The following is a 21,697-nucleotide window of genomic DNA, read 5'->3' as shown; positions in this document are numbered from 1 at the left end:
CGATGAACATCGAATCCATCGTCAACGCGATCCTCGGCGTCGTCTGGAGCCCCTACCTGGTGGTGCTGTGCCTGCTCACCGGCCTGTACTTCAGCGTACGCACGCGCTTCATCCAGCTGCGTGCATTGCCGGACATGCTGCGCCTGATGTTCCGCCATGAGCGCTCCGATGCCGGCGTGTCGCCGTTCCAGGCGTTGTCCCTTTCGCTGTCCAGCCGCGTGGGCGTGGGCAACATCGCCGGCGTCGCCATGGCCATCGCCTTCGGCGGGCCCGGCGCGATCTTCTGGATGTGGATCGTCGCCTTCCTCGGCGCATCCAGTGCCTTCATCGAATCCACGCTCGCACAGATCTACAAGGAGCGCGACGGCAAGGGGCAGTACCGGGGTGGCCCGGCGTACTACATCGAAAAAGGCCTCGGCCAACGTTGGTATGCAGTGCTGTTCGCATTGGTGACGGTGCTGGCGGGCGCGATGCTGGCCGGCACGCAGTCCAATGCGATCACCAGTGCGGTGAACGAAGCCTGGGACGTGCCGGTGATGACCACCACGGCGGTTCTGCTGGTGGTGCTGGGTGCCATCCTCATCGGCGGTGTGCGGCGCATTGCGCGCGTGGCCGAATGGGTGGTGCCGCTGATGGCCGTGGCCTACCTGCTGGTCGCGGCGCTGGTGATGGTGCTCAACGCGGACAGGGTGCCGGAGGTGATCATGCTGGTGCTGCGCAGTGCATTCGGCGTGGATGCGGCGTTCGGCGCGATGATCGGCACCGCCATCCAGTGGGGCGTGCGCCGGGGCGTGCTGTCCAACGAGGCCGGCATGGGCAGTGGTGCGCATCCGGCCGCCGCCGCGGAAGTCTCGCATCCGGTCAAGCAGGGCCTGGTGCAGTCGTTCTCGGTCTACATCGACACAATGGTGGTGTGCAGTGCGACCGCCTTCCTGATCCTGTCCACCGGCCTGTACAACGTCTACGACCCGGCGGTGAACGGCATTCCGGATGAGGCGCGCCTGCTGCTGGGCAATCTGCCGGGTGTCGAAGCCGGCCCACGCTTCGTGCAGCACGCGGTGGAATCGACGCTGCCGGGCTTCGGCCGTTCGTTCGTGGCGCTGGCGATCCTGCCGTTTGCGTTCACCACCATCCTGGCGCTGTATTACATGGCCGAGACCAACGTCAGCTATCTGTGCCGCGATCGGCCGGCGGCGTGGCTGATGGGCGTCTTCCAGTTGCTGTTCCTGGCAGCGACCGGCTACTCGGCGGTGAACAGTGCCACAGTGGCCTGGTCGCTGGGCGACATCGGCGTCGGCCTGATGAGCTGGCTGAACATCATCGCCATCCTGCTGTTGCAAAGGCCTGCCCTGGCCGCACTGCGCGATTACGAGGCGCAGAAGCGCAAGCAGCGTGATCCGCTGTTCAAGCCGCAGACGATCGGGGTAAGCAACACCCGGGTCTGGGAGAGCTAATACGATCAGGGGTCAGATCCCTCGCCAAGGGCGAGGGCTCTGACCCCCTGTGTCACCGCATCACTCGTTCGGCGGCGTGGTCGCCTTGGCCTCGCTGCCGAAGCTGCCGTCGGCTTCCGCCGCCAGGTAGGCGAACACCGTATACGCGGCCACGTTCTGCGCCAGTGCCTTCGGGTCGATCTTGTCCAGCGTGTCGTCGGCGGTGTGGTGCAGGTGGAAGTAGTCCGAGCCGTCCTGCGCCAGCCACGCCCACGCACCGCCCTTGGCGGCCAGCGGGCCGACGTCCGGGCCCGGGCCACCCTTGTCGGCCTGGTACTCGATGCCCAGCGGCTTCATTACTTCGGCAATCTGCTTCGTCGCTTCACGCGAGCCTTCCGGATTCGGTGAACCGGTATTGAAGGCGTAGATGCGGCCTGCGCCGAAGTCGCTCTCGGCGGCCAGCTGGTGCAGGGCCACGTCCTTCGCGTGCGCTTCGGCATAGGCCTTGCCGCCGTAGAGGCCCTGTTCCTCGTTGGCGAAGGCGATCACGCGGATGGTGCGCTTCGGTGCCTGCTTGAGCTGGCCGATCAGGTGGCCGGCGGCCATCGTGATGCCCACGCCCGCGCCGTCATCCACGGCGCCTGTGCCCAGGTCCCACGAATCCAGGTGACCACCGATCACCACCACTTCCTTCGGCAGGCTGCGGCCGGTGATCTCGCCGATCACGTTGTACGAGGTGGCGGTGCCGTCCCAGCCGCAATCCAGTGCCACCTTCACCGTGGTGCTGCCACGCGCCAGCAGGCGGGCCAGCTGGTCGGCATCAGGCACCGACAGCGCGGCCGACGGCACCGGGGTCAGGCCGTCATCGAAACGGGTGATGCCGGTGTGCGGCACGCGGTGCGAGTCGGTACCGGCCGAGCGCATCAGGAAGCCGACCGCGCCCTTGCGGATGGCTTCGGATGGGCCCTTGCTGCGGATCGCACCGCCGCGGCCGTAATCGCGGCCATCGCGGAAGGGCAGCATCTGGTAATCGACGAAGGCGATCTTGCCCTTCAGCGAACCTGCCGGTGCGGCCTGCAGCGCGGCCAGATCGGCGAAGCGCACCACCTCGGCTTCCACGGTGCCACCCGGGCTGCCGCCCAGTGCGGTGATCTGCAGCGGCTGCGGGTTCCTGCCGGTCACGGCGGCGTGTTCGCTGCGGCGCTCCCATTTCGGGAACGTCACCGGCTCCTTCCAGACCTTGTCGAAGCCCAGGGCCTTGAACTTGGCTTCGGCCCAGGCAACGGCGCGGGCATCGGCTTCGCTGCCGGCGATGCGCGGACCAATCTCGGTGGTGAGCGACTCGACCACCTTCCAGCCGGTGTCATCGGCCAGCGCCTGGTCGCGCAGCTGCGCGGCGGTCGCCAGCGAGGCGGGGGGCAGGGTGGTGGTGCGCGGTGCCGCGAAGGCCGGGGCGGCCAACAGGGCGAGGGAGGATGCGATGGCAAGGACGCGGCGACGCATGGACAACTCCGGGAAGGGACCTAAGCCTTGGAGCTTAACAGTCGTTCAGCCCGGCGCATGGGCGGGAGGTCATGGCTGGCGCGGATGCTGTTTTCCGCCAGATGCAGCAAAGCGAAAGCCCCGCCGGAGCGGGGCTTTCGCCTGCTTCTGTAGAGCCGAGCCCATGCTCGGCTGCCTTTTGCAGATCAGCCGAGCGTGGGCTCGGCTCTACAGGTGGGAGGGGCGCCCATAGGCGCCCGGTACCCTTACTTCTTCAGGCTGTCGCGGATCTCGCGCAGCAGCACCACTTCTTCGGCCGGCGCCGCCGGTGCCGCTTCCTTCTTGCGCGACAGGCGGTTGATCGCCTTGACCACGATGAAGATCGCGAAAGCCACGATCACGAACTGGATGACGGTGTTGATGAAGTCGCCGTAGCCAACCACCACCGCCGGGATCTCCTTGCCATCCGGTCCGAGCCGGGCTGGCGACAACGTCCAGGCCAGGCTGGAGAAGTCCACGCGGCCGATCAGGTAGCCCAGCGGTGGCATGATGATCTTCTCGACCAGTGCGGTCACGATCTTGCCGAAGGCCGCGCCGATCACCACGCCGACGGCGAGGTCGATGACGTTGCCGCGCATCGCGAATTCCTTGAACTCGGTGAGCATTCCCATTGTTGTTTTTCTCCGGTGGGGAAGTGGACAGCGCGCAGGGTAGCGCAGGTGATGTCAGCCGGCGATCACGCCGTGGCGTTCGGCCACGTTTTCCAGGCGCGCGCTGAAGCGGTCGCCGGGCTTGAGCGCGGCCACGCCAGACGGCGTGCCCATGAACACCAGGTCGCCGGCACGCAGCTGCCACAGCTTGGACAGCTCATGCAGGATCTCCGGCACGTTCCAGATCATCTGGTCGAGCAGTGCCTGCTGGCGCACCTCGCCGTTGACCTCCAGCGACAGGTTCAGCGCGGCCAGGTCGCCGACTTCCTCGGCGTGGACGATTTCGCTGATCGGCGCGGAGGCGTCGAAGCCCTTGGCCGCGTCCCACGGGTGGCCCTTGTCCTTGGCCGCGGCCTGCAGGTCGCGGCGGGTCAGGTCCAGGCCGACGGCATAGCCGTAGACCAGTGCGTCGGCGTCGGCCACGGCCAGCTCGCCGGCGGGCGCATCGCGGCCGATCGCCACCACCAGCTCCACTTCGTGGTGCAGGTTGGTGGTCGCTGGCGGGTAGGGGATTGCATCGTCGTGGCCGACCACGATCGCATCGGCCGGCTTGCTGAAGAACATCGGGCGGCCACGGTCATCGGCCGCCGGCACCGCCGCACCCATTTCGCGGGCGTGGTCGGCGAAATTGCGGCCGACGCAGTAGATACGGTGCACGGGGAAACTGCCACCACCGGCTACCGGCACACGCGGCAGGGCTACGGCAGGGATCACATCGGAGACATCGGACATGCGGGCATCCAGGAAGAGCGTGCCCGCAGTCTAGAACGCATGGCGCCCGCCGTCAGCGGGCGCGCAGGAGGTGGATCAGCGCGAGGCCGGCAACACCGGCTTGCGTACCACGCGGTACTCGCCTTCGACCACGGTCGGGTCGACCGGGCGGGCAACACCCGGCTTGCGCGAGGCCAGCAGCTTCCACGCCAGGCCGACCAGGATCATCGCCGCACCGACGAACACACCGATGAACACCATCGCGGCCAGGATCGCCAGGCCAAGCAGGCCCACGGCAACGCGCACCAGCGGGTGGCGCGGCTTGCGCGGCGCGAACAGGGTGCGGAACTGGTTGAAGGCGGATGCGCGATTGAACATGGCGGCTCGATAGGCTGGGATCAGCGAAACCAGAGTATCGGGACGCGCCACTGTCATTGAGTGAAAAACTCGTTAAATATAGCCTGTGCTTATTACGGATCAATGACTTGTGTTCATGTCGCAGCCAGTCACCTGAGTGGGCATGCGACAATGCGGGTTTACCGTACGAGCCTTCGCCATGACTGCCGCTGCTGCCCTGATCGCCCTGGATGCCATTGCCGATGGCGCGTTTGCCGAGGTCGAAGCGGTGGTCGATGGAGATGCTGAATCGCTGGTGCTGTACCGCGACGGCGCGCAGGTGCGCGCATTCCTGAACATCTGCCCGCATGCCGGCCGCCGCCTGGACTGGGCGCCGGGGCAGTTCCTGAAGAGCCGCGAGGGCCACCTGGTGTGCGCCGCGCATGGCGCGTCGTTCGCGCTGGACAGTGGCGACTGCATCGCCGGCCCGTGCAAGGGCGACCGCCTGCGCGCGGTGCCGATGGACGTGCGCGACGGGCAGGTCTACCTGGCCTGAGGCCAGAAGCAGTCGAGCACGGCTCGACGCTACAAAAGCCGTGTCGACCAAGGTCGACAGCTACCAGAGCGAGATCCGTGCCGACCAACGGTCGGCACCCACCACCCGCCGCGTGAAACTGTCGAAGGCGGCGCACTGTGGGTTTGCGGGGTGTGAGCGGCATGGATGCCGCGGCCAAGCCCCCATGGATGGGTTTACGGCGTCCCCGCAAACCCACAGTGCCCCGCCATCCCACGGAATGCCCGCTGTTGCTGTTGCTTCGGCTTCTGCAGGTGCAGGGCGCAGCCCTGCCGATCAAGTCCCTCAGAACATCAGGTTGATCATCAGCACCACCACGCAGGTGTAGATCAGCGACAACGGGCCGCCGACCCGCCACATCTCGCGCGGGGTGTAGTTGGCCGGGCCGGTGATCATCGAGATCACCGGGTTGGAGGCCGTCATCAGGTTGTTGGACGCCGACAGCGCCACGATCAGCGCGAACGCGGTCGGGTTGCCACCCGCCGCCAGTGCCAGGTTCACCGCAATGGGGACCATCACGATGGTCGCGCCCACATGGCTGATCACCAGCGAGAACGCCGTGGTCAGCAGCGCCAGCGCCACCTCCAGCACCCACACCGGAATGCCGGTCGGCAGCTTGTCGATGGTATGGCCGGCCACCCACGCGGCCGCACCGCTGGAGTCCATCGCCCAGCCGAGCGGAATCAGCCCGGCCATCATGAACACCGTCTTCCAGTTGATCGAGGCATAGGCCTCGTCCATGCGCAGCACGCCGGTCAGCAGCATGCCGGCCACGCCGGTCATCAGCGTCAGCGCCACCGGCAGCTTGCTGGTCAGCGCGATCAGGATGGTCAACGCGAAGATCGCCATCGCGATCTTGAACTTGTGCGGGCGCTGCTCGCCGGTCGGGTAGTCGGTCACCACCACGAAGTCGCGGCTCTTGGCAGCCTGCGCCAGGTCGGTCCAGATGCTGTGGAACACCAGCATGTCACCGGCGCGCAGCTGCACGTCACGCACGTCCTCGCGGATCACCTGCTTGTCGCGGTTGATCGCCAGCAGGCTGATGCCGCGCTCCTTGCGCAGGCGCAGGTCGGCCGCACTCTTGCCGATCACGTTCGAGGTCGGCGGCACCACCGCCTCGGAAATGCCGGCGCGGCTGGGGTTGAACAGGTCGCCCAGGTGCTTCAGGCGCGAGGACATGCGCAGGAACTGGTTCTGCGCGAAGTCGCTGATCTGCTGGCGCGGGCCCATCGCACCGAGCACGCTGCCGACCCAGATGCGCATCTCCGCCGGCGGCGCCAGGCGGGTGTCATTGCCGGTCTTCAGGGCCAGCAGCAGTGGCGCATCGTGCAGGGTCTCGGCCTCGCCCAGGGTCATGCCGACCAGCGGGCTTTCGGCGCTGACCACCAGCTCGAACACATCGCCTTCGATGCCGTAGGTCTTGGCAAAGTAGCTCTCGGTTCGCGCCGGGGTGACCCCGTCGTTGACCAGGTTTTCTTCCTCGATCAGCTTGCGGTCGCCGTAGTAGCGGAAGTACAGCAGCGAGGCGACCAGCAGTGCCACGCCGATCGGCAGCGGCGCGAACATGCGCAGCGGCTCGATGGTGGCCAGGCCGGAGGGCAGGTTGTTGTTGGCCGAGGCCAGCAGATCGTTCAGCAGGATCAGCGGCGAATTGCCGACCATGGTCAGCGCGCCGCCCATCACGATCGCCGCCGAGATCGGCAGCAGCAGGCGCTGCATCGTCAGCCCGGTGCGCGCTGCCAGTCGCGAGGCGACCGGCAGGTACAACGCCATCACCGACGGGTTCTGCATGAAGGATGAGTTCAGGCCGGCGATGGCCGTGGTCATCATCAGCAGCCGCTGCTCGACACCGTGGCCGCGCCGCAGCAGCCAGGCGGCCAGCCGGTTCAGCGCCCCGGTGCGGTCCAGACCCGCACCGAGGATGGTGGTGGCGATGATGCTCATCACCGCGTTACCGGAGAAACCGCCGAAGATTTCCTCCGGCGCGATCAGTCCGGTGACACCGAGCACCACCAGCACCACCAGCGCGACCACGTCGGCGCGGATGCGCTCGAACAGGAACATCGCCATCGTGAAGCCGACCAGCCCGAGCACGAGCTTCATGTCGTTGGTCAGCGTCAGCGCGGTATCCATGTGGGGCGCGGCGTCCTCAGGCGATCGTCAGGTGCGGTCGTACAGCAGGTCCCAGACGCCATGGCCGAGCTTCTGGCCGCGGGTCTCGAAGTGGGTCTGCGGGCGCCAGTCCGGGCGCGGCACGCTGCCACGCGGGCCGGCACGGTTGACCAGGCCGGCGGTGGCATCGAGCACATCCCACATCTGCTCGGCGTAGTCCTCCCAGTCGGTGGCACAGTGCAGGCGGCCGCCCGGGCGCAGCTTGCGCACCAGCAGTTCGGCGAACGCCGGCTGCAGCAGGCGGCGCTTGTTGTGGCGCTTCTTGTGCCACGGGTCCGGGAAGTAGATGCGCACTTCATCGAGCGCGCCATCGGCGATCTCGTTCTGCAGCACTTCCACCGCGTCGTGGTGGTACAGGCGCACGTGGTCGGCGTTGTCGTCGGCCAGCGCGTTCAGCAGACGGCCCACGCCCGGGGCGTGCACCTCGATGCCGATGTAGTCGCGCGACGGGTCGTGCTGGGCGGCGAAGCGCAGCGCGGCACCGTTGCCGAAGCCGATTTCCAGCACCTTGTGTGCCGGGCGGCCGAAGGTGGCGTCCAGGTCACGCGGTTGGCCGGTGTAGTCGAGGCCGAAGCGCGGCCAGCGTTCGTCGAACGCGCGCTGCTGGGCAGGGGTGAAGCGGCCCTGGCGCAACACGAAGCTGCGCACCTCGCGGCGGCCCTCGCTCACGGTGAAGGGCTTGGGCGGGGCCTTGGAACCGGCGCTGTCAAAAGGATTGGTCATCAGCCGATCAGCCCATCCACCGGCGAGGAGGCGCTGGCGTAGCGCTTGCGCGGGATGCGCCCGGCAAGGAAGGCCTCGCGACCGGCCTCGACCGCCTTGCGCATCGCACTGGCCATCAGCACCGGGCTGCGCGCACCGGCAATGGCGGTGTTCATCAGCACGCCGTCGCAGCCCAGCTCCATCGCGATCGCCGCGTCCGACGCGGTACCGACGCCGGCGTCGACGATGATCGGCACCTTGGCGTCTTCGATGATCTGCAGCAGGTTGTACTTGTTCTGGATGCCCAGGCCCGAGCCGATCGGCGCGGCCAGCGGCATCACCGCAGCGCAGCCGATCTCTTCCAGGCGCTTGGCCAGGATCGGGTCGTCGGAGGTATAGACCATCACCTCGAAACCGTCCTTGACCAGCTGCTCGGCGGCCTTCAGGGTCTGCATCACGTCCGGGTAAAGGGTCTTCTGGTCGCCCAGCACTTCCAGCTTGGTCAGGTTGTGGCCGTCCAGCAGCTCACGGGCCAGCCGGCAGGTACGCACGGCGTCCTCGGCGGTGTAGCAGCCGGCGGTGTTGGGCAGGATGGTGAAGCGCTCCGGCGGCAGCACGTCCAGCAGGTTCGGCTCGCCCGGGTTCTGCCCGATGTTGGTGCGGCGGATGGCCACGGTGACGATCTGGGCGCCAGCGGCCTCGGTGGCCAGGCGGGTTTCTTCCAGGTCCTTGAACTTGCCGGTGCCGGTCAGCAGCCGCGAGCCATAGGTCTTGCCGGCGATCACCAGCGAATCGGGGGAGACATGAACGTTCATGGCGCGATTATCGCTTATCCGCCTGAAGATGGGGTCACGCAGAGGGCGGGGTCGAGCGTGGGGTCAGATCCCTTTGCCATCGGCAAAGGGATCTGACCCCTGAACACCCGCGCAGGCCTCAGCCCCCGCCCAGCGCGTGCACGATCTCCACCACGTCGCCTTCGGCCAGGACGTGCTCGCCATGGCGGCTGCGGCTGACGATCTCGCCGTTGACCTCCACCGCCACCCGGCGCTGCAGCAGCTGCTCGGCCTGCAGCAGGTCGTGGAGGGTCGCCGAAGCGGGCAGGGTACGGGGTTCGCCGTTGAGCTGGATGTTCATCGCCGCATTGTCGCCGATGGCCTGCGCGGATCGGAACCCTTGCAAATTTCGTTGATCGCCAGCCCCGGCACAGCGTGGTCCAGCGCCCTCAGGCGACAATCCATGCGGCGGCGCAGCGTGAGCAAAACGCGGCGCAGTGGAACCATTCACCGTGCGCCGGCGTACGTCCGCCGGGTCCTCAACGATATCCCCACAGGAGTTTTTTACATGCTGCTCAGCAAACGCCCGATCCGCTCCCTGATGGCGGCCGCGATCGCGCTGGCCGCGCTTCCGGCCATGGCAGGCGAATCCCCCTATTCCAAGGCCGTGTTCTTCGGTGACAGCCTGACCGACGCTGGCTATTTCCGCCCGCTGCTGCCGGCCGATGTGCGTCCGGTGACCGGCCAGTTCACCACCAACCCGGGTTGGGTGTGGGCGCAGCAGGTCGCCAACTACTACGGCCTCAACGGCACGCCCAACGGCAATGGCCAGAACGGTGACAACTACGCCGTCGGCGGCGCCCGTGTATCGGCCGACGAAGCGGGTGGCCTCGGAGCCATTCCGTCGCTGAAGTCGCAGGCGACCCGTTACCTTGCTGCGAATGGTGGCAAGGCTGACGCCAATGCCCTGTACACCGTATGGGGCGGTGCCAATGATCTGTTCGCGGCCACGCGCGCAGCGGCCGGTGGTGCCTCGCAGGCCCAGGTGCAGGGCATCATCGGCGCCGCGGTCACCGACCAGATCGCGCTGGTGGGCGCCCTGAAGCAGGCCGGTGCCCAGTACGTGCTCGTGCCGAATCTGCCGGACGTGGGCATCACTCCGCAGTTCCGTGGCCCCAACGCCGCCGCCGCCACTGCACTGTCGGCCGGTTACAACAAGGCCCTGTACGGTGGTCTGAAGCAGGCGGGCATCGAGTTCATTCCGCTCGACACCTTCAGCATCCTGCGTGAAGTGACCGCCAACCCGGGCATGTACGGCTTCACCAACGTCACCAGCACCGCCTGCAAGATCGATCCGGCCAACTCGACGCAGAGCATCCTGACCTGCAACCCGACCAGCTACGTCAGCCCGGATGCGGCCAACACCTACCTGTTCGCCGATGGCGTGCACCCGACCACTGCCGGTCATCAGCTGCTGGGCCAGTACGCGGTCTCGGTGCTGGAAGGCCCGCGCCTGCAGCAGGTGCTGAGCCACTCGGCACAGACCATCGGCCGCTCGCGTGCCGACCAGGTCAGCATGCACCTGGGTGGTCGGCCGGCTGACGGCCTGTCCTGGTGGGGGGGCGTGCGTGGCGACCTGCAGCGCTACGACCACGCCGACCTGTACGACGGCCTGGCCCCGGCCGGCCTGTTCGGTATCGACTGGGCCCGCGACGGCATGGTGTTCGGCGGTTTCGCCGGCTTCGGCCGCCTCAGCGCCGACTTCGGCAACAGCCGTGGCGACTTCACCCAGAAGGACACCACCGCAGGTCTGTTCGCCGGCTGGTACGGCGATCGCATCTGGGTGAACGGCCAGGTCAGCTACACCTGGCTGTCCTATGACGTTAACCGCAAGGTCCAGCTGGGCCCGGCCACCCGTGAGCATGGTGGTGCGCCGGACGGCAGCAACCTGACCGCCGCCCTGAACGCCGGTTACGAGTTCGGCACCGAAGGCGGCTTCCGCCACGGCCCGATCGCCTCGGTGATCTGGCAGAAGGTGAAGATCGACGGCTACACCGAAAGCGCCGCGGCCGGCACCCTGGCCACCGCACTGGGCTACGACCGCCAGAACGTCGATTCGACCGTCGGCCGCCTCGGCTGGCAGGCCCGCTTCGATGGCGGCGCCGTCAAGCCGTACGCGCAGGTGACCTACGATCACGAGTTCGAGGACACCAAGCAGGCCAGCGCCTGGTTGCAGACCCTGCCGGAACTGGGCAGCTACCGCGTGCCGGGCCTGAAGTTCGACAAGAACTACGCCACCGTCGTGCTGGGCGCCCGCACCGAGCTGTTTGGCCTGCAGAGCAACTTCGGCCTGAGCGCTTCGACCGGCCAGAAGCGCGCGCAGGACGCTACCCTGTTCGCCAACTTCAGCGGCACGTTCTAAGCAGCACCCGCCGGGGTCGGATCCCTTTCCGAAAGGAAAGGGCTCTGACCTGTTGCGCCGGGGGTCGGATCCGTTTCCGCCAGGAAACGGCTCTGACCCCATTGCGGCATGCTGCCATTGCGCAACACTGGCCCAACCGCATAGACTTTCACCGCGCACTGCGGGCGTAGCTCAATGGTAGAGCTGTAGCTTCCCAAGCTACTGACGTGGGTTCGATTCCCATCGCCCGCTCCAATCGCGCCACGCGCGTAGACAGAAGGCCGCTCATCAGCGGCCTTCTTCATTTCTGATTAGTTTCATATCCACGCCCATACGCGCCCGGTTAGCGTTGCCGCATTTCCTACACGGAAGCAGCGCATGGAAACGAAGGACGACGTCGTCGGCAGCCTTCATGAGATCTACAGGAACTCCGGTGCCGGCACCTCCCGCCAGCTGGCCGCAGTGCGCGCACTGGGTCGCGCCGGTGGGCCGAAGGCCGCGCAGCTTCTGTGGCAGATCTATGAGGGGACCTCGGCCGGATCGGTCACGCAGATGGCCTGCATCGCAGCGCTGGGTGAATCCGCGCGCGGGTTCTGAAGCGGAACCAGCCCGCATGGTGATGCGGGCCTGTGGTGTATCCGGCGACGGTTACTCTTTCGCCGGAATCGTCGCCGCAGGAGCCGGCCACTACCGGCGCAGGCGGCACGGGCCAGGCATCATCCACCCGCCACACGCCCGCGCTATGCTTCGCGCCTGCCGACCGATCCCACCGCGATGAAGCTCGCCATCCTGTCCCGCAACAGCTCCCTGTATTCCACCCGTCGGCTGGTCGAGGCGGCGCGCGCGCGCGGCCACACCGTGCGCATCCTGGACCCGTTGCGCTGCTACATGCGCATCGCCGCCGATGGCTTTTCCATGCACTACAAGGGCCGGCCAATGACCGGCGTGGACATGGTCATTCCGCGCATCGGTGCCTCGATCACCCGCTACGGCACCGCAGTGCTGCGCCAGTTCGAGCTGATGGGCGCGCGCACGCCCAATCCGTCCGACGCCATCCTGCGTTCGCGCGACAAGCTGCGCGCGCACCAGCTGCTGGCGGCCAAGGGCATCGACATGCCGGTCACCGTGTTCGGCGACAACCCCGACGACACCGTCGACCTGCTGTCCATGCTGGGCCCGCCGCCGCACGTGGTGAAGCTCAATGAAGGCACCCAGGGGCGCGGCGTGATCCTGACCGAGAAGGCCAGTGCCTCGCGCGGCATCGTCGAAGCGCTGCGCGGCCTGTACGCCAACTTCCTGATGCAGGAATTCATCGGCGAGGCCAAGGGGGCCGACCTGCGCTGCTTCGTGGTGGGCGACCAGGTGGTGGCGTCGATGCAGCGGCAGGCACCGGAGGGCGACTTCCGCTCCAACCTGCACGCCGGGGGTACCGCCGTGGCGGCCAAGGCCAGCCGTGCCGAGCAGCAGGTGGCGGTGCGTTCGGCCAAGGCGCTGGGCCTGTCGGTCTGCGGCGTGGACCTGATCCGTTCCGCGCGCGGCCCGCTGGTGCTGGAGGTCAACTCCACGCCCGGGCTGGAAGGCATCGAAGCGGCCTGCGGGGTCGACGTGGCGACACGCATCATCGAGCACGTAGAGAAGATCAAAAAACCCTGATTATCCATGGGGTTATGATTCTCACCGGCAAATGATCCGGGCCTTTAACGAGGCTTTAATCGGATCGGGCGTAGGCTTCAGCGAACCGCAGCTCTGCCTCTCAGCAGGATCGGTATCGGGATACGACTTCAGGCCCAGGCGGGTGCACCGTCTGGGCCTTTTTTATGCCTGTCGGCCCCATGCCCAAAGTCTCTTGTGGAGGCCGCGTGACGGTCGTAGAGTTGGCCCTTCGTTCCGGGATGGATCGGGAGGTTGGCGATGTACCGCATCATGATGATCGCGTTGCTGCTGGGCCTGTCTGGCGCTGTTGCCGCCAAGCCGGAGAAAGTGGCTGTACAGATGGACCGGCAGGGCTCGGTCGCCGAGCAGATGCGCCAGGTGGAAACCGCCCTGGCCGCCCCCGACTATGCCGAACTGTCCGCCGAGGATCGCGGCCAGGTGCAGCAGTCGCTGTCGCGTATCCGCCAGCACATGGGCGAACGCCAGACCGTGCAGGAGCTGCCGCCGCAGCTGCAGGCCGAGGTCTTCAACGAGCAGGAACGCATCAACACCCTGTTGGCGCGTGGCCATGAAGACAGCCGGCAGATCTGCAGGTACGAACGCACCACCGGCAGCAACATGCCCAAGAGCCGCTGCCTGACCGTGGCCGAACGGCGCCGGATCGAAGAGAAAGGCAAGGCGCTGATCAACGACCAGCGCAGCTACAACACGCTCAGCCCACCGCCCGCCGGGCGTTGACCGCACCGCCCTTCGGCCCATCGAGCGTGCTGTGACGGCGCATCGGTGGCACCGCAGGATCGATGTTCCACTCATGGAAGAACCTGGAGGTAACGATGCAGCGCATGACCCCCTTCGCCCTGATGCTGGGCCTGGCCCTGGCCACCACCGCCCACGCCAAGCCCGAGAAAGGGCAGGTGAAGTTCGACGCCAACGCACCGGTGGCCGAACAGATCCGCAACGTTGAGACGGCGATCAACAGCGAGGACTACAGCGAGATCGGGCTGGAAGACAAAAGCCGCGTGCAGCAGGCGCTGGGCCGCATCAAGATCAAGATGGGCGACCACGAACGCGTGGAGCAGGTCAGTCCGCAGGACCGCACCGAGATCTTCAACGACCAGGAAGTGATCAACACGATCATGACCCGCGCCCACGCCGACAGCCGCATGGTCTGCCGTCGTGAACGCACCACCGGCAGCAACATGCCGCAGAGTGTCTGCCTGACCGTGGCCCAGCGCCGCAAGGCGCAGGAAGACAGCCGCAAGGCGCTCAACGACAACCAGCGCTTCAACAACTACAAGCCCTGATCGCTGCCGGACCGATCGCATGCCGCCATCGGTCACCCTGCCGTGCGTCCCTTGTGGGCGCATCGGCGGAATCGTAAAGTCGAGACCCTATTCATGGACGAACATGGAGCTCGTCATGTACCGCAACACGACACTTGCCCTGATGCTGTCGCTCGGCCTGGTAGCCACCGTGCAGGCCAAGGCGCAGAAGGACACCGTGCAGATGGATGCCTTCACCCCGGTGTCCGAGCAGATCCGCCGCGTTGAAACGGCCATGGGCAGCGAGGACTACAGCGAGATCGGGCTGGAGGACAAGAGTCGCGTGCAGCAGGCTCTGAACCGGATCCGGATCAAGATGAATGGCCGGGAGAAGGTGGATGAGCTGGCCCCGCAGGAGCGCAACGACCTGTTCAACGAGCAGGAGATCGTCAACACCATCATGACCCGCGCCCAGGCCGACAGCCGCATGATCTGCCGCCGCGAGCGCCTTACCGGCAGCAACATGCCGACCAGCGTCTGCCTGACCGTGGCCCAGCGTCGCAAGGCCCAGGAAGACAGCCGCCGGGCGCTGACCGACCAGCAGCGCATCAGCCGCTGACCGCTCGCCGAGGGGGCTTTTGTCGGTGTCGGCCCTTCGGTACGAAATGTTAAGAATGGAACCTGTATCGTTCAGCAGGTAGACGTCGCGTCCACCCACGCAGGGGCATCCTGAGCGGGTGGGCCTGGCCCCCCGACGACCCTTCAAGAACCAGAGGTCCCAGTGCGCATTCTCGTAATCGAAGACAACAGCGACATCGCCGCCAACCTTGGCGACTACCTTGAGGATCGTGGCCACACCGTGGACTTCGCCGCCGACGGCGTGACCGGCCTGCACCTGGCCGTGGTCCACGAGTTCGACGCCATCGTTCTGGACCTGAACCTGCCGGGCATGGATGGCATCGAAGTGTGCCGCAAGCTGCGCAACGAAGCGCGCAAGCAGACCCCGGTGCTGATGCTGACCGCCCGCGACTCGCTGGACAACAAGCTGGCCGGTTTCGATTCCGGCGCCGATGACTACCTGATCAAGCCGTTCGCGCTGCAGGAAGTGGAAGTGCGCTTGAACGCGCTGTCGCGCCGCGGCAAGGGCGTGCAGACCCGCGTGCTGGAAACCGGCGACCTGGAATACAACCTGGACACGCTGGAAGTGCGCCGCCAGGGCAAGCTGCTGCAACTCAACCCGACCGCGCTGAAGATCCTGCAGGCCCTGATGGAGGCCGCGCCGGCCGTGGTCACCCGCCAGGAGCTGGAAACCCGCGTGTGGGGCGAGGAGCTGCCCGACTCGGATTCGCTGCGTGTCCACATCCACGGCCTGCGTGCGGTGGTCGACAAGCCGTTTGAAGTGCCGCTGATCCAGACCCGCCATGGCATCGGATACCGCATCGCCACCCCGGAAGCCTGATTCCGTGGCAACCAAGGGGGAGCGCCGGCGTTCGCCGTATCGCCGGCGCCTGCGCAGCCGCATCATCGTCTCGTTCGTGTTGTTGGGCTTCTGCCTGACGACACTGTTCGCGTTTGCCACCAACTGGGCCCGCATGCGCGTGGAAAACCAGCTGGTGGAAGACGTGATGAACCGCAACATCAACGAGTACGTGCGGCGGTTCTACGAGAGCCCGGATCGCAACCCCGACCTGCCCGTGCAGCAGATGCGTGCGCGCCTCGTCAAGCCCGACAAGTTCGATGCGCTGCGTGAGGAAGAACCTGATTGGGCAGCGTTGCCCGACGGCAACCACAATATCTCGGGCACCGACGAACGTGGGCAGCCTTACGCCTACAAGCTGGCCGTGCGCAAGACGCCGGACGCCTGGGCGTTCCTGGCCTATGACATGACCGACAGCGTGCGCGGTGGGCAGCAGCTCAACCGCGCGCTGGTGCTGTCGGTGCTGGTGTTCAGCCTGTTGTCGCTGGTGCTGGGCTGGTGGTCGGCATCGAAGGTGATGAAGCCGGTCTCGGACCTGGCCGCGCGGCTGCGCGCCTATCGCGGCGGCACCAGTGATCCCGAGCCGCTGGCGCCGCGTTTCCCCGATGACGAAGTGGGGCAGCTGGCGCAGGCGCTGGATGATTATTCGTCGCGGCTGACCGAAGTGGTGCAGCGCGACCGTGAGTTCAATGCCGACGTCAGCCACGAGCTGCGCACGCCGCTGGCGGTGATCCGTGGTGCTACCGAGCTGCTGCTGACCCGGCCCGGCCTGGATGAGAAGGTGTTGCAGCGCCTGCAGCGCATCCAGCGTGCCGAACAGCAGTGCAGCGACCTGATCGGCGCGCTGCTGCTGCTGTCGCGCAACGAACGCGGGCAGGGCACCAGCAACGTCGCGCGCGTGGCCGAACAGCTGCTGGACGCCCACCGCGCCCAGCTGGGTGGCAAGCCGCTGGAGCTGGCGCTGGAAGGCGAGCGCAACCTGGTGATCGATGCGCCGGAGGCGGCCTTGTCGGTGGCGCTGGGCAACCTGATCGGCAACGCGGTGAAGTACTCGCAGGATGGCGAAGTGCGCGTCTTTGTCGGCAGCAATTCAGTGTCGGTGACTGACAGCGGCCCGGGCCTGAGCGAAGAAGACGCCGCCAAGCTGTTCCAGCGCGGCTATCGCGGCACCCATGCCGGCCATTCGCAGGGCGGTGGCATCGGCCTGTCGATCGTCAGCCGCCTGTGCGATCTGTACGGCTGGCAGGTCAGCGTGCGCCCCGGTGGCGAGCGCGGCGTGATCGCCACGCTGACGTTCTCGCCGAAGCCGTTGTAAGGGCCCCTGCTTGGGTGGGTGCTCCACTTGTAGAGCCGAGCCTGCGCTCGGCTGCCGTGGCTTCCCGAAGCCGAGCATAGGCTCGGCTCCACAGCGGGTTCGTGTCGCGCCCTCTGTCGCTTGTGCCACCGAATTCCCCTCGCAGGAAGGATGGGCCAGAAGCCCAACACGACATCACCGTGACCGTTGCCACGTAGCGCGCGTGTCCGCATGCACGCATTCGTACACCCAACAGCGGCTTGAGAATTTCCTTACAGATCACAGTGCTGCGTGATGGCCAGATGGGGCGGCCGGGGCAGGTGCCCTGGCCGGGATTGGCGTCCTGAAAAAAACCTTCAACTCAAGCGCTCCGGGTGGGCTGCGGCTCATCATGGAAAATGCATCGCCTGCCTCGTTTCGGCGGATGGTGCGTGGGGATTCATCAGAATCCGCTGGAGTCTTTTTCCTCGCGCTTGAGTTGTTGGGTCTCCGGTACGCCAACCCGCACCGTCCGCCACCTCGCATCCGCAGGTGGCTCGTCGTCTGCGAGGAGATTCACCATGTCCGCACGCCCCGTGTTCCCCCAACTGTACGCACTGATCGGCGAAGCCGCTGACCTGCTGCCGGCCGACGTGGCCGAGCGTGTCGAAACCCTGCTCGATGATCCCAAGGATCTGCTGCCCGCGCTGCTGGCCCGCATGGACGGTCGCGATGCCGCCGACGGCCGGCGACTGGAAGCGCAGGGCCTCAGCCCTGCCCAGGCGGCCACCATGGCCGGTCTCAGCCGCACCCTGGCCGGCTTGAATGCACTCATGCAGGTGCTGCACGCCGCCGAAGCCGCCCGCGAACAGGGCGGTGCCCACCAGCAGCTGAGCCCGGATGTCGTCGACGGCCTGCTGCTCGGCGCACGAGAACTGGCCCGTTATGCCCGCCTGCAGCTGGAGTAGGTCCACGCAATGCGTGGATGCGCGAGCTGCTGCCGCAACTGCCTTGGGTCGCGCGTACGCTTTCTGTGGTCCGCTTGTGGCGCGCTTCGCGCGCTGCTTGGGGGGGGGGCACAAACTGCTGTTATGTCGTGCTACCCCCAACGATGGGCAGATGCGATGAACTCGCTTGCCACGATGAGGCGGGAGGGGATTGCAGGTCAATTGCCACAATCCGATACTCCGTGCCTGGACGCGCCACGAAGGTTTCACAGGAAGCTTCTCCTGTGTAGAGTCAGAAGGAAGCTGTGTACAGGCCTTCGGAAGGCTAATGCTTGGACTTGCGCGCGCTCTTACAGCGTTGCTTTCTTTCGCTTTTTTCCACAGGGAGGTGGTTGTGGCTGTTCTGTGTTTAGATACGGCCGGATGCGCGCTAGCCGCAACGACGCGAGACCACCGCGGGCGCCTCATTGAAAGATCGGGTTGCGCATCTGTGCCGGACTGCAACGGCTTTCGGATTTCCTGACTTGATCCGGATGCTAGGTGGGATCTTCTCACTCAATGCAAACGCTCAGGAGCGGGTAACGAAAGACTGCTACGAAAGGCATTTCTCAAGACTTTATGAGGCGGATGCCGAGCTTCGGCGGGGGCTCTCCCATTCAGCTATGAAAATTGGTGCGGTCTCGTCAGTGGGAATCGTTGGCCAAAGGCGGTGGAATGCCACGGCGAGTTACGTCATTGCGCAAAGCAGTCTCTTGGGTGCTGGTGTCAGATGGAGTAGCTGCGAATGCCCTTAGAATCCATATTCGAATTGCTTTGTGTATTGGCAGCCGTGATGCTAATGATCGCGATCGCTTCAAGGCTTATTCTTGTTTGGGAGTTAAAAAGAAATTCCCCGGAGCTGTGGATCTCACTTGGGAGGCCTGCGATTCTGGAGCGGGATCACTTGATGCGGAAGTATCCATTTTGTGGCTGGCGGCAGGTGTTCTGGGTGGCTTCTGGTGCCCGAAGGATGCTTCTTGCGATATTCTGGTTGTCATTCTCTACCTATCTCGTCGTGTTGATTCCGTTGGTCTGGATTTGGGTCATTCGGTGAGGGGGCTTGTCTCTAGCTGGAGTTTGAATTGAATCTTGATTCAGGCCCGAGCTGTTGAACGCCGAGCTAAAGGCCAACATCGACCAAGGGTTCATGTGAATCGGCACCTTGCGCACGTTACGGCCGGTAACCGTGGCTTGCTGGGCGCCTGGGAAGACCCCGTTGGCTATGCTGACCCGTAGTGGGCGGTGAAGTGCGCAACCATATTGCGGCGAGTGAATGCTCCGTCGTTGAATCCTGGGCTGGAGATTGCCTGAAATGCTGGCAGGTGGATCCGAAAGCGCGGTAGGGCGCTCTCCAGGTGCGCGCCCGGTAGTTGGAGCTCTTTATGCCAATGGCGGAATCTTTGACGCGAATTAAGGAATGAAGATGCTCGCCTTGCGTATTTTCGGATGTCTCGTGGGTGTACTGATGGTCGTGTATGGCGTTGCAGTCATGGACGATGCATTGATTGGGACGGGTCCTTGCCGAGCGAACTGTGGTCTGTATAGCGCCTTGATTCGTTTATTCGGACAGTCGGCCTATAACAGATTGATGGGCTTTTCCTGGGTTGTTGCGGGAGTGATGTTCATTTTTGTTTCTGTTGTGGTTTGGCACGGAAAGGGCTCCGCGGAAAGGCGTAGGCAAAAAAAGGGACGCCGACGTCGATAGGGATGAGCGGATGAAATATCTCAGAAGATCCAAGTCATGCGTAAAAGCGCTTCCGCGCATTGCGAGCACCTCAGTCCCTAGCGAGCCTCGGATGGCGTCCATGTAGAGGTTCGAGCTGCGCCTGCAGGCCTTCCCATTGGACATCGTTGATCACCGCATCGTCGGCCGATGCCGAGCGCCGCACGCGACTGACCTGGGCGAAAGTGATCTAATAGGCGTAGAGCTGGGAGAGTGCATCTGAAGGCGCGAGAATTTCGTTGCTTGCAAGGAGGCCGTCGCTATATGAAGTTGAACTGGTAAAGGTGCGTTGATTGCAATGCGCGCATGCCCGATTGCATCATTCTGGTGTTCGTATAATCCGCTGCTCTATTCGTGGAAGTTGCCAATCATCGGTGGAAGTGATGCATCCTGAGATTGAAGTGAAATTGACGGCTTCGGTAGCTGGCTGTGCCAGCTGTGACTTGATGGCGCAGCTGTCGCTCGAAGTGAATGAGCTGGATGCTGCGGATGTTCTGATCAGGAAAGTCATTGATTGTCGCGGGGCGGCAAGCCTGTCCGAGTCGACCCATCAGACTCTTGAGGTCGATGTGCGAGTTCGGGCAGGCGAGGGAGATAGGGCGTGTCTGAATCTCTCTTCCGCAACCCTTGAAAAGATGGCATCTATATCTGCTTCATTGAATTTTGATCCCGAGTTGACTGGAGACGGAGGCGCAGATGGATTGGAATTGGGGGGGGACAGTGCTCCATCGACGCGCCCTGAGCTGGTTGTCGTTCTCGTTGGTGACTCTCCTGTGAGTGGTGAAGAAGTCATCCTTTCCAGAGTCGAGCGCCAGCAATACAGAACTGGCGACATCCAGGAGGGAGTTCATGAAGCGTTGCAGCGCGGCCTTGAGAAGGTGGGAGGAGAGGCGAAGGTGTGGGCGCTGGAGGTGGGAGTACGCCTATCGAGTCAGCGCGGGGTGTGGCCGGGTTTCAATCTTTCTTGTGACGTGATCAGACTGATGGCGTCTAGTGGAGTCTCATTGGATTTCGATCCGTATGTCTAGCTCGGTCCTGTTGGTGGCCAGCAGTTGGAAATCCGAATCGACCATCCCGTATGGCGCTATCCGAAGGCATGCTTGAGCTCGAAGCCCGCTCTGATCTCGTCGACATTCATGGACTTCCCTGAGTGCTTCCTATGAACTACCCGGATGGGGAAAAGGTACTGCTTGGCGACACCGTTGATCTAGGTGGCGGAAGGCGCGGGATCGTGGTTGCCGTGATCGATGATGAGTCCTATGCAGTTGGCTTTTCCGCGGAAGAGTGGCGGTACCTCGGACGAGGTGCGTTGTTGCGAGCGCCTGGATTCGGTCTACTGCATTGTCCAGATACAGGGCACGACTTCACTTTGATCGAGCGCGGTCGATCAGGAAGTCCTGCGTCGTAGAGCTGGGGGGCTTGATTCAATTGTATGGCTTGATAAGCAACGTCCTTTGCAGGTGGGAAGTACATGATCAAGTTGATCCCGTGCAAATGGTTGGTGCATGATCGTTTGCAGATGAGTGTCGATCATGTCCGGTGTCATGTGGGGGCTTATCGAGGGCGTTGGTCTGCCTTATTGGTGATGATTCATGGATAGAAGTGCGTATCTGGAAATGATGGAATTCCCGACCAAGTGGTGGGAGTACGACTTGTTGCCAGCGGAGTTGATCGATCAGCTCATGGCTACATATCAGCCTGGGATGGAGAACGCCTCAGAACATGATAGGAACAGTGTCTTCCATTGGTGGTTGAGAAAGTCGCCAAGTAAGGATCTGCTGATGAAGTTGGTTGAGCTTTCTTTCTTGGACCCTGATCATGCAATGGCGGGTGATGTCAGAACGTACATCGCCTAAAGCGTCTTCTTTGATCGAGACGTGGCTCTGTTTATTCGTGGCGGCCGCTGATTTCCTGATTGATTAGTGATGTGGGTCAGAGCTGCAATGACCCACTGGATCAGCTGAAATTTGTAGGTACATCCGAGCCACGGCCAATAGTGTTGAGCGCATTTCCCCGTGGCTTATTGGAG

At 64.6% G+C, this 21,697-nt stretch carries 21 protein-coding genes and 1 tRNA gene; 14 read left to right on the top strand and 8 right to left on the bottom strand.

Annotation, left to right across the window (positions count from 1 at the left end; all coding sequences use genetic code 11):
- The first annotated feature begins 2 nt into the window (after window positions 1–2).
- Window positions 3–1,454, top strand: coding sequence for an alanine/glycine:cation symporter family protein (locus VG561_RS07850; protein WP_069116431.1), 1,452 nt, complete (start codon window positions 3–5; stop codon window positions 1,452–1,454).
- Window positions 1,455–1,514: 60 nt separating this feature from the next.
- Here VG561_RS07850 and VG561_RS07845 read toward each other — a convergent pair whose 3' ends face one another.
- From VG561_RS07845 to VG561_RS07830, 4 genes are all read right to left on the bottom strand, one after another.
- The gene (locus VG561_RS07845) at window positions 1,515–2,936 is read right to left on the bottom strand and encodes a M28 family peptidase (RefSeq protein WP_032957185.1); all 1,422 of its coding nucleotides are present in this window, start codon (window positions 2,934–2,936) and stop codon (window positions 1,515–1,517) included.
- Between the two features lie 245 nt (window positions 2,937–3,181).
- A complete protein-coding gene (gene mscL, locus VG561_RS07840; protein WP_005418809.1) occupies window positions 3,182–3,586 on the bottom strand; it encodes a large-conductance mechanosensitive channel protein MscL in 405 nt (134 codons plus the stop codon).
- A gap of 54 nt (window positions 3,587–3,640) precedes the next feature.
- Window positions 3,641–4,357 (bottom strand): fumarylacetoacetate hydrolase family protein, encoded by a 717-nt coding sequence (locus tag VG561_RS07835; protein ID WP_262093308.1) that lies wholly within the window; start codon window positions 4,355–4,357, stop codon window positions 3,641–3,643.
- Between the two features lie 75 nt (window positions 4,358–4,432).
- Window positions 4,433–4,714, bottom strand: coding sequence for a hypothetical protein (locus VG561_RS07830; protein ID WP_005410817.1), 282 nt, complete (start codon window positions 4,712–4,714; stop codon window positions 4,433–4,435).
- A gap of 178 nt (window positions 4,715–4,892) precedes the next feature.
- On the opposite strand from VG561_RS07830, the gene VG561_RS07825 reads away from it, so the two are divergent.
- Complete coding sequence (locus tag VG561_RS07825; RefSeq protein WP_049440406.1) at window positions 4,893–5,228, top strand: Rieske (2Fe-2S) protein; 336 nt, start codon at window positions 4,893–4,895, stop codon at window positions 5,226–5,228.
- Window positions 5,229–5,531: 303 nt separating this feature from the next.
- Here the strand turns inward: VG561_RS07825 and VG561_RS07820 are convergent, their stop codons facing one another.
- The 4 genes from VG561_RS07820 to thiS form a co-directional block, all read right to left on the bottom strand.
- Window positions 5,532–7,379: an SLC13 family permease gene (locus VG561_RS07820; RefSeq protein WP_032957191.1), complete on the bottom strand. Its 1,848-nt coding sequence runs from the start codon at window positions 7,377–7,379 to the stop codon at window positions 5,532–5,534.
- 27 nt (window positions 7,380–7,406) lie between these two features.
- The gene (trmB, locus tag VG561_RS07815; protein ID WP_005410814.1) at window positions 7,407–8,141 is read right to left on the bottom strand and encodes a tRNA (guanosine(46)-N7)-methyltransferase TrmB; all 735 of its coding nucleotides are present in this window, start codon (window positions 8,139–8,141) and stop codon (window positions 7,407–7,409) included.
- Window positions 8,141–8,935, bottom strand: coding sequence for a thiazole synthase (locus tag VG561_RS07810; protein ID WP_005418798.1), 795 nt, complete (start codon window positions 8,933–8,935; stop codon window positions 8,141–8,143). Before VG561_RS07810 ends, trmB begins: the two co-directional genes overlap by 1 nt.
- Before the next feature lie 118 nt (window positions 8,936–9,053).
- Window positions 9,054–9,254 (bottom strand): sulfur carrier protein ThiS, encoded by a 201-nt coding sequence (thiS, locus tag VG561_RS07805; RefSeq protein ID WP_005418796.1) that lies wholly within the window; start codon window positions 9,252–9,254, stop codon window positions 9,054–9,056.
- 207 nt (window positions 9,255–9,461) lie between these two features.
- Between thiS and VG561_RS07800 the strand changes: the two genes are divergently transcribed.
- From VG561_RS07800 to VG561_RS07745, 12 genes are all read left to right on the top strand, one after another.
- Complete coding sequence (locus VG561_RS07800) at window positions 9,462–11,315, top strand: autotransporter outer membrane beta-barrel domain-containing protein (protein WP_423179520.1); 1,854 nt, start codon at window positions 9,462–9,464, stop codon at window positions 11,313–11,315.
- A 160-nt stretch (window positions 11,316–11,475) separates the two neighbouring features.
- Window positions 11,476–11,549, top strand: a tRNA-Gly gene (locus VG561_RS07795).
- A gap of 123 nt (window positions 11,550–11,672) precedes the next feature.
- A complete protein-coding gene (locus tag VG561_RS07790; protein WP_032957205.1) occupies window positions 11,673–11,891 on the top strand; it encodes a hypothetical protein in 219 nt (72 codons plus the stop codon).
- A gap of 177 nt (window positions 11,892–12,068) precedes the next feature.
- A complete protein-coding gene (gene rimK / locus VG561_RS07785; RefSeq protein WP_005418651.1) occupies window positions 12,069–12,947 on the top strand; it encodes a 30S ribosomal protein S6--L-glutamate ligase in 879 nt (292 codons plus the stop codon).
- A gap of 258 nt (window positions 12,948–13,205) precedes the next feature.
- On the top strand, window positions 13,206–13,685 hold the full coding sequence (locus tag VG561_RS07780) for a hypothetical protein (RefSeq protein WP_032957208.1): 480 nt from the start codon (window positions 13,206–13,208) through the stop codon (window positions 13,683–13,685).
- 95 nt (window positions 13,686–13,780) lie between these two features.
- Window positions 13,781–14,251 carry a hypothetical protein gene (locus tag VG561_RS07775; protein ID WP_014648207.1) on the top strand — a complete coding sequence of 157 codons (471 nt, stop codon included), beginning with the start codon at window positions 13,781–13,783 and terminating at the stop codon, window positions 14,249–14,251.
- 115 nt (window positions 14,252–14,366) lie between these two features.
- Window positions 14,367–14,828, top strand: a complete 462-nt coding sequence (locus tag VG561_RS07770; RefSeq protein ID WP_014648206.1) for a hypothetical protein — start codon at window positions 14,367–14,369, stop codon at window positions 14,826–14,828.
- Between the two features lie 162 nt (window positions 14,829–14,990).
- Window positions 14,991–15,668, top strand: coding sequence for a response regulator transcription factor (locus tag VG561_RS07765; RefSeq protein ID WP_005410804.1), 678 nt, complete (start codon window positions 14,991–14,993; stop codon window positions 15,666–15,668).
- A complete protein-coding gene (locus VG561_RS07760; protein ID WP_075676409.1) occupies window positions 15,631–17,001 on the top strand; it encodes a sensor histidine kinase in 1,371 nt (456 codons plus the stop codon). Before VG561_RS07765 ends, VG561_RS07760 begins: the two co-directional genes overlap by 38 nt.
- A 539-nt stretch (window positions 17,002–17,540) precedes the next feature.
- A complete protein-coding gene (locus VG561_RS07755) occupies window positions 17,541–17,927 on the top strand; it encodes a hypothetical protein (protein ID WP_014648204.1) in 387 nt (128 codons plus the stop codon).
- A gap of 735 nt (window positions 17,928–18,662) precedes the next feature.
- Entirely contained in the window at window positions 18,663–19,031 is a 369-nt protein-coding gene (locus VG561_RS07750; protein ID WP_126411299.1) for a hypothetical protein, read from the top strand.
- A gap of 1,020 nt (window positions 19,032–20,051) precedes the next feature.
- Window positions 20,052–20,696, top strand: coding sequence for a hypothetical protein (locus tag VG561_RS07745; RefSeq protein WP_262093305.1), 645 nt, complete (start codon window positions 20,052–20,054; stop codon window positions 20,694–20,696).
- Window positions 20,697–21,697 lie beyond the last annotated feature (1,001 nt).

Source organism: Stenotrophomonas sp. CASM110 (assembly GCF_049384345.1).
Classification (GTDB): domain Bacteria; phylum Pseudomonadota; class Gammaproteobacteria; order Xanthomonadales; family Xanthomonadaceae; genus Stenotrophomonas; species Stenotrophomonas muris.
The sequence above is the reverse complement of the archived record's forward strand: the minus strand, read 5'-3'. Positions and strand labels throughout refer to the sequence as shown.

What these genes read in the sequence shown, in the direction of transcription:
- VG561_RS07850 (WP_069116431.1), top strand. Translation starts at nt 3, where the DNA reads ATGAACATCGAATCCATCGTCAACGCGATCCTCGGCGTCGTCTGGAGC.
- VG561_RS07845 (WP_032957185.1), bottom strand. Translation starts at nt 2,936, where the DNA reads ATGCGTCGCCGCGTCCTTGCCATCGCATCCTCCCTCGCCCTGTTGGCC.
- mscL (WP_005418809.1), bottom strand. Translation starts at nt 3,586, where the DNA reads ATGGGAATGCTCACCGAGTTCAAGGAATTCGCGATGCGCGGCAACGTC.
- VG561_RS07835 (WP_262093308.1), bottom strand. Translation starts at nt 4,357, where the DNA reads ATGTCCGATGTCTCCGATGTGATCCCTGCCGTAGCCCTGCCGCGTGTG.
- VG561_RS07830 (WP_005410817.1), bottom strand. Translation starts at nt 4,714, where the DNA reads ATGTTCAATCGCGCATCCGCCTTCAACCAGTTCCGCACCCTGTTCGCG.
- VG561_RS07825 (WP_049440406.1), top strand. Translation starts at nt 4,893, where the DNA reads ATGACTGCCGCTGCTGCCCTGATCGCCCTGGATGCCATTGCCGATGGC.
- VG561_RS07820 (WP_032957191.1), bottom strand. Translation starts at nt 7,379, where the DNA reads ATGGATACCGCGCTGACGCTGACCAACGACATGAAGCTCGTGCTCGGG.
- trmB (WP_005410814.1), bottom strand. Translation starts at nt 8,141, where the DNA reads ATGACCAATCCTTTTGACAGCGCCGGTTCCAAGGCCCCGCCCAAGCCC.
- VG561_RS07810 (WP_005418798.1), bottom strand. Translation starts at nt 8,935, where the DNA reads ATGAACGTTCATGTCTCCCCCGATTCGCTGGTGATCGCCGGCAAGACC.
- thiS (WP_005418796.1), bottom strand. Translation starts at nt 9,254, where the DNA reads ATGAACATCCAGCTCAACGGCGAACCCCGTACCCTGCCCGCTTCGGCG.
- VG561_RS07800 (WP_423179520.1), top strand. Translation starts at nt 9,462, where the DNA reads ATGCTGCTCAGCAAACGCCCGATCCGCTCCCTGATGGCGGCCGCGATC.
- VG561_RS07790 (WP_032957205.1), top strand. Translation starts at nt 11,673, where the DNA reads ATGGAAACGAAGGACGACGTCGTCGGCAGCCTTCATGAGATCTACAGG.
- rimK (WP_005418651.1), top strand. Translation starts at nt 12,069, where the DNA reads ATGAAGCTCGCCATCCTGTCCCGCAACAGCTCCCTGTATTCCACCCGT.
- VG561_RS07780 (WP_032957208.1), top strand. Translation starts at nt 13,206, where the DNA reads ATGTACCGCATCATGATGATCGCGTTGCTGCTGGGCCTGTCTGGCGCT.
- VG561_RS07775 (WP_014648207.1), top strand. Translation starts at nt 13,781, where the DNA reads ATGCAGCGCATGACCCCCTTCGCCCTGATGCTGGGCCTGGCCCTGGCC.
- VG561_RS07770 (WP_014648206.1), top strand. Translation starts at nt 14,367, where the DNA reads ATGTACCGCAACACGACACTTGCCCTGATGCTGTCGCTCGGCCTGGTA.
- VG561_RS07760 (WP_075676409.1), top strand. Translation starts at nt 15,631, where the DNA reads ATGGCATCGGATACCGCATCGCCACCCCGGAAGCCTGATTCCGTGGCA.
- VG561_RS07755 (WP_014648204.1), top strand. Translation starts at nt 17,541, where the DNA reads ATGTCCGCACGCCCCGTGTTCCCCCAACTGTACGCACTGATCGGCGAA.
- VG561_RS07745 (WP_262093305.1), top strand. Translation starts at nt 20,052, where the DNA reads ATGCATCCTGAGATTGAAGTGAAATTGACGGCTTCGGTAGCTGGCTGT.